This is a genomic window from Nitrospirillum amazonense (genome assembly GCF_007828035.1).
GTDB lineage: Bacteria > Pseudomonadota > Alphaproteobacteria > Azospirillales > Azospirillaceae > Nitrospirillum > Nitrospirillum amazonense.
The window spans coordinates 105901-117332 of record NZ_VITV01000005.1 but is presented as its reverse complement, the minus strand read 5'-3'; the positions used below and the strand labels follow the sequence as shown (position 1 = coordinate 117332).

Genomic DNA, 11432 nt, shown 5'->3' with positions numbered 1-11432 from the left:
TGGAATCGTGATCGGGGGTAGAGGCGATGAAGATCCTGGTGGTCGGATCCGGCGGGCGGGAGCATGCGCTGTGCTGGGCCATCTCAGCCTCCCCCCTGTGCGGCACCTTGTGGTGCGCGCCCGGCAACGCCGGCATCCGCGACGTAGCGAGCTGCGTGGACATCAAGGCCGACGACGTGGACGGCCTGGTGGCCTTCGCCACGTCCAACGCCGTCGACCTGGTGGTGGTGGGTCCGGAGCAGCCGCTGGTGCTGGGCCTGGTGGACCGCCTGACGGCCGCCGGCATCAAGGCCTTCGGCCCCAGCCAGGCGGCCGCCGCCCTGGAAGGCTCCAAAGGCTTCATGAAGGACATCTGCGCCAAGTACGGCGTGCCCACGGCCGCCTACCGGCGCTTCACCGACGCCAGCGCCGCCAAGGCCTACGTTACCGAGCAGGGCGCGCCCATCGTGGTGAAGGCCGACGGCCTGGCCGCCGGCAAGGGTGTCGTCATCGCCATGACCCTGGAGGAGGCGCATGCCGCCATCGACGACGCCATGCTGCACGGCCGCTTCGGCAGCGCCGGCGCCGAGGTGGTGGTGGAAGAATTCATGGATGGCGAGGAGGCCAGCTTCTTCGCGCTGTGCGACGGCACCCACGCCCTGCCCCTGGTGGGCGCGCAGGACCACAAGCGGGTGCTCGACAACGACCAGGGCCCCAACACCGGCGGCATGGGCGCCTATTCCCCCGCGCCCGTGCTGACGCCCGAGCTGCAGGACCGGGTGATGCGCGAGATCGTGGAACCCACGGTGCGCGGTATGGCGGCCGAGGGCAAGCCCTTCACCGGGGTGTTGTTCGCCGGGCTGATGATCGTTGCGAGCCCGGAAGGACCGAAGCCGCGGCTGATCGAGTTCAACGCACGCTTCGGCGACCCGGAATGCCAGGTGCTGATGCGCCGCCTGAAATCCGACATCGTGCCGCTGCTGCTGGCCACCTGCGACGGGCAGCTGGACCATGTGGACGTGCGCTGGCACGACGACCCCGCCCTGTGCGTGGTGATGGCGGCCCAGGGTTATCCGGGTGATTATGTGAAGAACACCGCCATCGGGGGGCTGGAGGATGCGGGCAAGGTCGACGGGGTCACCGTCTTCCATGCCGGCACCAAAGCAGATGGCGATCATGTGCTGGCCAATGGCGGCCGGGTGCTGGGCGTGACGGCCATCGGCAAGACGGTGGCCGAGGCGCAGGCACTCGCCTACCAGGCGGTGGACCGCATCCGCTGGCCGGAGGGGTTCTGCCGCCGGGACATCGGCTGGCGCGCCCTGGAACGCGAAAAGGCCGAGCGCGAAAAGGCCTAACGGGGACAGAAGCAGGGATAAGGCCGGCGCCCCAGCACGGGGCCCCGCCGTTTTTAGGGACATGAGATCATGAATCGCCAGGACCGCCGCCGCCGCATCGCGGAAATCTCCAAGGACGCCAATGCCGGCGCGCCCTTCGTCAACGACATGCGGGTGGCCGCCGACCTGCACCGCCAGGGCCGGCTGAAGGAGGCGGAGAACGCCTACCGCGCCATCATCCGCATCTACGCCTCCGTCCCGGAGATCCGCGTCGCCTGGTCCAACCTGGGCGCGGTGCTGCAGGGCCTGGGCAAGCTGGAGGAGGCGGTGACGGCGCTGAAGAAGGCGCGGTCGCTGAATCCCAACCACCCGCCGCCCCACCAGAACCTGGGCATGGCGCTGCTGGCCCAGGGCAAGGTGGACGAGGCGCTGGAAAGCTTCCGCCGCGCGGTGGAACTGAACCCGCAGTTCACCGAGGCCTGGCACGCCTTGGGCGTGGCTTCGGGCCAGAAGAACGACCTGGCCGGGGCCGAGGACGCCTGGCGCCGCACGCTGGAGCTGGACCCCAACCGGGCCGAGACCCGCTTCAACCTGGGCCTGATCCTGCGCAACACCGGTCGGCTGGACGCGGCCGCCGCCGAGTTCCATGCCTGCGCCACCCTGGACCCGTCCCAGGGCGACGCCCGGCTGGCCCTGGCCGACACCCTGATCGCCATGGGCCGCGCCGAAGAGGCCGCCCAGATCATCTGGGTGCTGATCCAGACCACGCCGGCGCATCCGGTGCCGCAGCAGTTCTACGCCCGGGCCCTGACGGTCATGGCGCAGATGGGCAATGGCGACGCCGCCGCCGACCGCGCCGACCAGTGGGCCGCCGCCTACCCGGACAGCGAGGCCGCGCGGTCGGTGAAGATCGCCTTCGACACCTATCGCGCCGAGAAGGCGGCCGCCGAAGCCAAGGGCGGGGAAGCCCCCCAGGCTGAGGAAGCCGCCGCCGAAGAGAAGCCGGGAGCCTAAGACCCGGTCCGGTCCCGCCGCCGCTCGCGCGATGCCGCCACCCTCAGGCCGAGGATGCGGGGCGGCGGACGGCGGTGGGCCTCTTTCCAGCCCACCCAGCACTGGCGGATCAGCCAGCCGGCCAGCACGGCCAGCCCCAGAACGGCCGCCGCCACGATGCCCCAGACCCACAGGTCGGCGCCGTGCACGATGGTCCGCAGGCCCCGGAACACCCCGGCCTGACGCCAGAATACGGCGGCGGTGGCCAGGACGATCAGCAGCGGCCCCAGCAGGGGCAGCAGCGGCGCCAGCAGCAGGCTGCGCGGCTGACCGTATACGATGCGCAGGGGGTGGCGCACGATGGTCCATTCGCACGACAGCGGCAGCAGCACGGACAAGGCCAGCACCGCCAGGACGGTGGTGGGCAGGAAGGCGTTCACTGCCAGAGCGGTCTGCCAGCCGGCGGGAACGATGACCAGACCGGCGGCCAGCGCCAGGATGGCCAGCGCCTCCAGCCCCAACAGGGCGAAAGCGCCCCGCACCGTCCACAGGATGCGCCCCTCCTGCCCCGGGCGGACCCGCAGCACCCGCATGCCGGCGTCCTTGTGGAAAGGCGTGTCGCGCACCACCTCGCCCGTCACATCGCCGCGCAAGGACCAGTAGTAGGCGCCGTAGTCGTCCCGGTAGAGCGGCATGCGGTTCCCATCCCCTTGCTGTGGCGGCGGCGTCAGCGTCGTTCCTTGAAGAAATCCTGCAGCAGCGCACCCGCCCGCCGTTCCTGCAGCCCGCCATAGGTATCGGGCGCATGATGGCAGGTGGCCTGGCTGAAGAAACGGGGGCCATGCTCCACGGCCCCGCCCTTGGGGTCGTAGGCCCCGAAATAGACCCGCCTGAGACGGGCGAAGCTGATGGCGGCAGCGCACAGAGCGCAGGGTTCCAGCGTCACATAGAGGTCCAGGCCCGGCAGGCGCGGCTGGCCTACGGCGGCGCAGGCGGCACGAATGGCCAGCACCTCGGCATGGGCCGTGGGGTCGGCCAACTCCTCCGTCCGGTTGGAGGCGGCGGCCAGGACGGCACCGGAGGCGGGGTCGACGATGACGGCGCCCACCGGCACTTCCCCCCGCGCGGCGGCGGACGCGGCCTCGGCGAAGGCGCGCTCCATGGGGGACGGATCGGGCTCGGTCTCAAGCGGGGACGACAGCATGTCCCCAGCGTGGGGCAGCGCCGCGCGCGGCGTCAAGCGGGCGGGCGGCGCATCTGTCATCCGGCGAGAAAATCGACCAGCACGGCCGCCAATTCGTCGGGCGACTCCTCCGGCACATAATGGCCGCAGTCCAGCACCTGGGCCCGCACGTCGGCGGCATAGCCGCGCAAGGTATCGGCCAGCAGGGTGCCCACGCCGGCCCGGGCCCCCACGGCCAGAATGGGCAGCACCAGCCCCTTCCCCGCCCGCGCCCTCGCCCGCGCCAGTTCTGCCGGCCGGAAAACCTCGCGATAATAAGCGAAGGTGGAGCGCAGGGCGCCCGGCAGGGACAGCACCCGCACGTACTCGTCCAGGTCGGCCGGCCCGATGGCCCAGCGCCGCAGGGCCTTGGCGTTGAACAAGTGGCCGAGGTAGGCGTGTTCCCGCCCCTGGATGAGCAGTTCCGGCAGGTCATCCAGGCGGTTGAAGGCGAAGTGCCAGGTGCGGGCGTTGGCCTCGTCCGATGGGATGCCGGGCGGTGGCGGGGGCGTGATGCCCGGCAGGGCCGCATCAACCAGGGCCAGGCGGTGCACGTCCCCTGGCCAGTCGGCGGCATAGGCATGGCCGATCCAGGTGCCGACATCATGGCCCACCACGTCGATCGGGCCATCGTCCAGCAGGCCCAGGGCGGTGGCCAGGCCGTGCATGTCGGCCGCCACCGTGCCCAGGTCATAACCGTCGGCCGGCCGATCCGAGTCGCCGAAGCCGCGCGGGTCCACGGCGATGACCCGCCGCCCGGCATCGGCCAGCAAGGGCATGACATGGCGCCAGGCGTACCAGCTTTGTGGCCAGCCCGGGATCAATAGCACCGGCGGCCCCTGCTGCTCGCCCTCTGGCCCACCCTCGACGTAATGCAGGCGCACACCGTTGGCGGTCACCAGGCCGTGTCGGAAGCGTCGCCAGAAGCGATCGGCGTTGAAGGGTTGCATGGGGTTATCTCCTTTTTTGGGAATGATCGTTTCCTAATTGAGCAACCGCCACTGCGGCGGCGATGGCGGGCCGTCTTCAGTCCAGCAGTTTCATTGCGTTGTCCGCCAAGGGCGCCATTTCCGCGCGGTCCCGCCCCGTCTTGCCGATGACGCGCATCCCCTGCAGCACGCACAGCAACAACCGGGCAGTGGCCGAGGGATCAAGATGCGGGGCGACCGTGCCATCGGCCTGTCCTTCAGCGACAAGGTCGGCGAGCCGTCCCTCGTTCAGGTGCAGCGCCCCGGTCACCCGGGCCGCGATTTCCGGATCGGCGGCGGCGAGGTCCACAGCGCCGGCCACCACCAGGCACCCCCGGCGACCATCAGCCCCATGGCTGCTGTCGGCATAGAAATCCAATACCGCCTTGATCTTGGCCCGCCCGGTGGGAGCGCCCTCCAGCGCGGCGCGTAACCGCTCGGTCCGCAGGGCCACGTAGCGGTCGAAGGCGGCCAGGAACAGGCCGCGCTTGTCGGTGAAGGCCTTGTACAGGCTGCCGGCGGTCAGGCCGAGGGCCCGGGTCAGGTCGCTGATGGCAGCACCCTGATAGCCGCGCTCACTGAACACCGCGATGGCGCGATCCAACGCCAGGTCGGTGTCGAATTCGCGCGGGCGGCCGGGGCCAGGACGGCGGGGAGAGAGCGAGGCGGTCATGGCAGCATTATAGGAAACGATCATTTCCGAATCAAGCGCAGCCATGCCCCAGGCGAGGCCCCCATCGGCTTGGGCCGGCGCCGTCTGGCGCTTGGCAAGGCGGCTGGGCGCGCATACAGTCCGCCCCATGTCCGATACCAAATCCCCCGAGAAGTCCGGCGCCCCCAAAGACGGCGAGCGTATCGCCAAGCGGCTGGCGCGTGCCGGCCTGTGCTCCCGCCGCGATGCCGAGCGCTGGATCGCTGACGGTCGCGTGGCCGTGAATGGCCAGGTACTGACCTCGCCCGGCGTGAACGTGCAAGCCGGCGACCGCATCGTCGTCGACGGCCAGGTTCTGCCGGAGCAGGAGCCGACGCGCGTCTGGCGCTATCACAAGCCCGCCGGCTTGGTGACCACGGCTCGCGACGAGTTGGCCCGCGCCACGGTGTTCGACCGCCTGCCCGACGGCATGCCGCGCGTCATCAGCGTCGGCCGGCTGGATCTGAACACCGAGGGCCTGCTGCTGCTGACCAACGACGGGGAACTGGCCCGGCATCTGGAGCTGCCGTCCACCGCCTGGCCCCGCCGCTACCGGGTGCGGGTGCACGGGACGCCGGATACCGCCAAGCTGGCCAAGCTGGCGGAGGGTATCTTCGTCGACGGCATCGAGTACGGCCCCATCGAGGCGGTGCTGGACCGGGAGCAGGGCAGCAACGCCTGGCTGACCATGACTCTGCGCGAAGGCAAGAACCGCGAGATCCGCAAGGTGCTGGAGCACCTGGGCCTGACGGTGAACCGGCTGATCCGCGTCGCCTACGGCCCGTTCCAGCTGGGCAAGCTGGAAAAGGGTGAGGTGGAGGAAGTGCCGCGCCGCGTGCTGCGCGACCAGCTGCCCCAGTTCTTCCCCAAGGAAAGCGCCCAGGACCGCAAGGAGGCGCGCGGCAAGTTGGCGGCCGAGGCGCCGGCGCTGCGCTTCGATAAGGCGCCCAAGGCCGCACCCGCTGCCAAGGCGGCACCGGCAAAGACCGCCCCGGCCCGCATCCGCCGTGAGGAGGGGGTGGAGGCTCCCCGCGCCGCCCGTGCCCCGGCCCGAGCCACATCCCGATCCGCTGAACGCCCTTCAGCACCGGCCGATGCCGCCACCCGCGCCAAGCGCCCGCCTTCCACCGGCGACAGCGCGGCCGACAAGGCGCGCGCGCTGGCCCTCGCCCTGGACCGGGCGCTGGACGGCACGCCCGACGATGATGACGACACCCCCGCCCGCCGCCCGCGCAAGGCGGCGGTGACGCGCAGCGCCCCCAGCCTGGGTGAGCGCGTCGATAGCCGGGCCCCGAAGCGGGATGGCGCCAAGCGCGGCGAGCCCAAGCGGGGCGAGGCCAAGCGGGATACGGCCAAGGCGGCCCCCCCGCGCACCGGCAAGCCAACGCCTAAAGCGGCTTCCGCCAAATCCACCAGCCCCAAATCTGCCGGCTCCAAGCCCGCACGCCCAACGGGCAAGCCGGCGCCCAGGGGCAAGAAGACCTGATGCGCATCGTCGGCGGGCGGCATCGCGGGCGGACCCTGGCGGCCCCCGGCGGCCGGGACGTGCGGCCCACCAGCGACCGCACGCGCCAGGCCCTGTTCAACATCCTGGAGCATGGCGATTTCTTCGCCGACGAAGGCCCCACGGTGGAGGGCCGGGTGGTGCTGGACGCGTTCTGCGGCACCGGCGCCCTGGGCCTGGAGGCTCTGTCGCGCGGGGCGGAGGCCGCCCTGTTCCTGGATGTCAGCCGCGCTTCGCTGGACCTGGCCCGCGCCAACGCCGCCACCTTGCGGGAAGGCGGCCGCTGCCAGTTCACCCTGGGCGACGCCACCAAGCCCCCTCCCGCCCGGCAGGCGGCCGAGCTGGTCTTCCTGGACCCGCCCTACGGCCAGGAGCTGGCACCGCGCGCGTTGGAAGGCCTGGCGGTCGGCGGCTGGCTGGCGCGAGAGGCCCTGTGCGTCGTCGAGATCGGCGGCGATGACGCTTTCCAGGCGCCGCTGGGCTTCGAGCAACGGGACGACCGCCGCTATGGCGACACCCGCGTGCTGTTCCTCAAGCGGGGGTGAGCTTAACCGCCCTCACGAGGCCGTCACCCGCTCCACCAGCCCTTCCAGGTTGCGGTCGCGGATGCCCAGCTCATGCAGGTGCCGGACGGTGTTGACCAGATAGTCGACGTTGCGCCCGCTTTCCCCCACGCCCTGGCGGATCAGCCCGGCCAGTTCCTCCGGCGGCAGGCGCCCGCAATATTGCTCATGCCCGCGCAGCACGGTGAAGGCCACGGTGGGCACCTTCGTCCCGTTGTCCAGCGTGGCGGTCAGCAGGCGCGGCTCATAGACCGCGTTCTGCATCTCCCGCGCCCAGAGATAGTCCAGCACCCCCGCCGCCTCGGCCGCCTCCACACGGTACGCGATGCCCCGGCAAGCCCCGCCCCGGTCCAGTCCCAGGACGGCGCCCGGACAGGCACGGGTGCCGCGATGACGGAAGGAATAGACGCTGAACCCCCGGTGCCAGCCGCGCACCGTGGCCAACCGCCGCTCCACGAAAGGGAAACCCGGATTCCACATGAGGGAGCCATAACCGAAGACCCAGACATCGTCACCGGCGGCGACGCCGATGGCACGGTAGGGGGCGGCGATTTCAGGGGCGGATGGGGACAAGCGCGGCATGCCAGGCAGGGGAAACGACCATGATGCTCCCGACCCTGGACGGCTTCCCCGCCGCCGTCAACCGTCGGTAAGCCGATTGGCGCTGGCATTCCAGGCGGCTGATCCCGATCTAAGACTGAAGGCCGGCGCGACGGCACCGCGCTTGCCAAGCCCATCCGGGCGTGGCCTCATCGCCCCGGCGTCCATGCCCGGCCGCTGCCTTTCGGAATTTCCCATGCGTGTCCGCCCCCTGACGCTCGTCCTGTTCCTGGTGCTGGTCTTGGTGACCGGCTATGCCGTGTGGTGGCACCGCATGGCGACCCGCCTGCTGGGCCTGCTGGAGCACAATACCGAGCTGGCGCGCGCGGCGGGCGCCAGCATCACCTATCAGCCGCCCACGCTGGGCGGCTTTCCCCTGGGCATTTCCATCACCGCCACCGACGTGAAGGTCGCGAAGCCGGACGGGCTGAGCTGGTCGGCCGAGACGGTCAAGGCCTCCGCGCCCATCTGGCGCCTGGACCAGGTGGTGCTGACCCTGGCCAAGGGTGGCCACGCCACCCTGCCGCATGAGGGCGGGCGGCCGGCGCTGGAGGCCTCCGCCACCATCGCCGGCGGCCGCGTCACCCTGGACCTGGCCACCGGCGCCCCGCGCTCGGTGCAGGTGAATCTGAACCACGCCACCCTGGTCGCCGCCGCCCTGCCGACGCCGGAGGGCGCCCCGGCGGACGCGCCACCGGCAAGCCTGGTGCCGGCCGGCAGCTACCCCATCGAGAATTTGTCCGTCACGGTGGAACGGCCGCTGACGCCGCCGACGGACCACACCGGCACGGGCTTGGCCCTGCATGTGGACGTCACCAACATGACCGTGCCGCCGGTGCGCAGCCTGGGCACGACAGTGCAGCGCCTGATCCTGGCAGCGCGGGTGCAGGGACCGGTGCCGGCCGCGCCCACCGTGGACGCGGTGACGCCCTGGTCCAAGGAGGGCGGCACGGTGGAAATCGACAGCCTGAAGCTGGATTGGGGCGACCTGCACATGGGGGCCAACGCCACCCTGGCGCTGGATGCCAACCTGCAGCCCCAGGGGTCGGGCACGGCGGAACTGTCGGGCCTGGACAATCTGGTGGATGCGCTGCACGACGGCGGCAGCCTGCGCGGCAACGCCGCGACCTGGGCGCACCTGGGCGTCGCCTTGCTGGCCAAGCCCAAGGCCAACGGCGGCGCCCCCACGCTGAAGCTACCCATCACGATGCAGGACCATAAGCTGCAGGTGGGCCCGTTGACCGTGGCCCATTACCCCGATATCGCCTGGCGCTAAGCCGGCTTCAAACCTGAGCGCGGCTACCCATTAGTTGAAACGGGGCGAAGCGACAAGGACGCGACGGCGTCCGCCGCAGCGAGCACCGAAGGGCGCAGCGAGGATAGCCAAGGGGCGGATGCCCCGCCGGCGCTTGAGGCGAACGAACCGATCAGGCCTGCTTGGCGTCGATGATGGAACGGCGGATGGCGCGGGTGCGGGTGAACAGGTCGAACAGCTTGTCCCCCTCCCCCCAGCGGATGGCGCGCTGCAGGGCCGTCAGATCCTCGGTGAAGCGCTGGATCATCTCCAGCACCGCCTCGCGGTTGTTCAGAAAGATATCGCGCCACATGACGGGGTCGGACGCCGCGATGCGGGTGAAGTCGCGGAAGCCGGTGGCCGAGAAGCGGATGACCTCCGACTTCGTCGTCTCCTCCAAATCCGTGGCCGTGCCGACGATGGTGTAGGCGATCAGGTGCGGCAGGTGGCTGGTGATGGCCAGCACCTGGTCATGGTGGCTGGCGTCCATGACCTCGATCTGCGAGCCGCACGCCGCCCACAGCCGGCCCAGCCGGTCCACAGCATCCGCATCCGTGCCCGGCGGCGGGGTCAGGATCAGCCAGCGGCCGCGGAACAGCTCCTTGAAGCCGGCGTCGGGGCCGGAGTGCTCGGTCCCGGCCAGGGGATGGCCGGGCACGAAGTGCACGCCGTCCGGCACGTGGGGAGAGACGTCGCGCACCACCGCCTGCTTAACGGAGCCAACGTCGCTGAGCGTGCTGCCCGGCGCCAGGTGCGGGCCGATCAGCGCCGCCACATCGGCATAGGCGCCCACCGGCGTGCACAGGATGACCAGGTCGGCGCCGGCCACGGCCATGGTGGCGTCACTTTCCACCCGGTCGGCGATGCCCAGCTCCGCCACGCGGGCGCAGACGGTGTCAGACCGGTCGCAGGCCACCACCTCGGCCGCCAGGGAACGGTCGGCCATCAAGCAGCGCAGCAGGGAAGAGCCGATGAGGCCCAGGCCGATGACGCAGATGCGATTGTAGAGGGGCGTATCGGTCATTTGCCGGCCACCCAATCCGCGAGTCCGGCCACGACCTCCCGCATTTCATCCTCCAGCCCGATGGTGACGCGCAGGCAATGCGGCAGGCCGTAGGAGCCGACCTGGCGCACCAGGATGCCGCGCGACTTCAGCAGCAGCCGGGCGCCCTCGGCGTTGGCGCGGTCGCCCTTCTGCTCCGCGAAGGAGATCAGGACGAAATTGGCCACGGAGGGATGGACCACCAGGCCCAGCTCACGCACCTGGCCGACGAACCACTCGCGCACCTGGACGTTGTGCCGGCGGCTCTTTTCCAGGAACTCCACATCCTCCAGCGCCGCCAGGCCGGCGGCCTGGGCGCTGGACGCCACGTTGAAGGGCCCGCGCACGCGGTTCAGCACGTCGGCCACGGCGGCCGGGCAATAGGCCCAGCCCAGGCGCAGGCCGCCCAGCGCGAAAATCTTGGAGAAGGTACGGGTCATGACGACGTTGCTGAATGCGTCGACCAGGTCGGACCCATCGGTGTAGTCCGGCGCGTCGACATACTCGGCATAGGCCGCGTCGATGACCAGCAGCACGTTCTCCGGCAGCCCCGCGTGCAGGCGCCGCAGCTCGTCCCTGTTGAGATAGCTGCCGGTGGGGTTGTTGGGGTTGGCGATGAAAACCACCCGGGTGCGGGGCGTGACGCGGGCCAGCAAGGCGTCCACATCGGTCTTCAGGTTGGTCTCGGGTGCGGCCACCGGCGTGGCGCCGGCAAAGCGCGCGCTAATGGGATAGATGGCGAAGCCGTGGACGGTGTGCAGCACCTCGTCACCGGTTCCGGCATAGGCACGGGTCAGCAGCTGCAGCACGTCGTCGGAGCCGTTGCCGCAGACGATGCGCTCGGCATCCAGGCCGAAGCGGCGGCCCAGGCCGGCGCGCAACGCCTTGGATCCGCCGTCGGGATAGCGATGGATCTGCCCCGCCACCGCGGTGTAGGCCGCGATCGCCTTGGGGCTGGGACCCAGCGCCCCCTCGTTGGAGGCCAGGCGGATCAGCCGCGACGCCCCCGGCGCATGCGCCTCGCCCCCGACATAGGCATGGATATCGAGAATGCCGGGGTTGGGAACGGGAGCGGACATGATGCTGGGAAACCTTCTGGCAGGCGGTGGCGGTCTTCTTCTCGCGGGCGGCGGGTTCTTAGGTCAAACCCGCACGCAGGTAAGGATAGCTGTGAGTCTTATCAAAGCCTTATGCGAATCGGGGGCGCATGCCCTGCGCCGGTGGGGCGCGACTCGGCGGGCT

The 11432-nt window shown here is 70.7% G+C and carries 12 protein-coding genes; 5 read left to right on the top strand and 7 right to left on the bottom strand.

Annotation, left to right across the window (positions count from 1 at the left end; all coding sequences use genetic code 11):
- The first annotated feature begins 26 nt into the window (after window positions 1-26).
- A complete protein-coding gene (purD, locus tag FBZ87_RS15665) occupies window positions 27-1334 on the top strand; it encodes a phosphoribosylamine--glycine ligase (protein ID WP_145611242.1) in 1308 nt (435 codons plus the stop codon).
- Between the two features lie 69 nt (window positions 1335-1403).
- Entirely contained in the window at window positions 1404-2327 is a 924-nt protein-coding gene (locus FBZ87_RS15660) for a tetratricopeptide repeat protein (protein WP_145611241.1), read from the top strand.
- Here FBZ87_RS15660 and FBZ87_RS15655 read toward each other — a convergent pair.
- The 4 genes from FBZ87_RS15655 to FBZ87_RS15640 all read right to left on the bottom strand — a co-directional run bounded on the left by FBZ87_RS15655 (window position 2324) and on the right by FBZ87_RS15640 (window position 5193).
- On the bottom strand, window positions 2324-3001 hold the full coding sequence (locus tag FBZ87_RS15655; protein WP_145611240.1) for a hypothetical protein: 678 nt from the start codon (window positions 2999-3001) through the stop codon (window positions 2324-2326). The two genes, FBZ87_RS15660 and FBZ87_RS15655, sit on opposite strands and share 4 nt — an antisense overlap.
- 32 nt (window positions 3002-3033) lie before the next feature.
- The gene (locus FBZ87_RS15650) at window positions 3034-3468 is read right to left on the bottom strand and encodes a nucleoside deaminase (RefSeq protein WP_186454815.1); all 435 of its coding nucleotides are present in this window, start codon (window positions 3466-3468) and stop codon (window positions 3034-3036) included.
- A 98-nt stretch (window positions 3469-3566) separates the two neighbouring features.
- Window positions 3567-4478: an alpha/beta fold hydrolase gene (locus tag FBZ87_RS15645; RefSeq protein ID WP_145611239.1), complete on the bottom strand. Its 912-nt coding sequence runs from the start codon at window positions 4476-4478 to the stop codon at window positions 3567-3569.
- A gap of 76 nt (window positions 4479-4554) precedes the next feature.
- Complete coding sequence (locus FBZ87_RS15640) at window positions 4555-5193, bottom strand: TetR/AcrR family transcriptional regulator (RefSeq protein ID WP_145611238.1); 639 nt, start codon at window positions 5191-5193, stop codon at window positions 4555-4557.
- A 103-nt stretch (window positions 5194-5296) separates the two neighbouring features.
- On the opposite strand from FBZ87_RS15640, the gene FBZ87_RS30225 reads away from it, so the two are divergent.
- Entirely contained in the window at window positions 5297-6673 is a 1377-nt protein-coding gene (locus tag FBZ87_RS30225; protein WP_145611237.1) for a pseudouridine synthase, read from the top strand.
- On the top strand, window positions 6673-7236 hold the full coding sequence (locus tag FBZ87_RS15630; protein ID WP_145611236.1) for an RsmD family RNA methyltransferase: 564 nt from the start codon (window positions 6673-6675) through the stop codon (window positions 7234-7236). Before FBZ87_RS30225 ends, FBZ87_RS15630 begins: the two co-directional genes overlap by 1 nt.
- 12 nt (window positions 7237-7248) lie before the next feature.
- On the opposite strand, the gene FBZ87_RS15625 is transcribed toward FBZ87_RS15630, so the two are convergent.
- Window positions 7249-7827 carry a gamma-glutamylcyclotransferase gene (locus FBZ87_RS15625; RefSeq protein ID WP_246134426.1) on the bottom strand — a complete coding sequence of 193 codons (579 nt, stop codon included), beginning with the start codon at window positions 7825-7827 and terminating at the stop codon, window positions 7249-7251.
- Window positions 7828-8050: 223 nt separating this feature from the next.
- On the opposite strand from FBZ87_RS15625, the gene FBZ87_RS15620 reads away from it, so the two are divergent.
- The gene (locus FBZ87_RS15620) at window positions 8051-9130 is read left to right on the top strand and encodes a DUF2125 domain-containing protein (RefSeq protein WP_186454787.1); all 1080 of its coding nucleotides are present in this window, start codon (window positions 8051-8053) and stop codon (window positions 9128-9130) included.
- A gap of 151 nt (window positions 9131-9281) precedes the next feature.
- Here the strand turns inward: FBZ87_RS15620 and FBZ87_RS15615 are convergent, their stop codons facing one another.
- A complete protein-coding gene (locus tag FBZ87_RS15615; protein WP_145611233.1) occupies window positions 9282-10172 on the bottom strand; it encodes a prephenate/arogenate dehydrogenase family protein in 891 nt (296 codons plus the stop codon).
- Entirely contained in the window at window positions 10169-11269 is a 1101-nt protein-coding gene (gene hisC / locus FBZ87_RS15610; RefSeq protein WP_145611232.1) for a histidinol-phosphate transaminase, read from the bottom strand. The genes FBZ87_RS15615 and hisC overlap by 4 nt, the downstream gene beginning before the upstream one ends.
- Window positions 11270-11432: the final 163 nt, after the last annotated feature.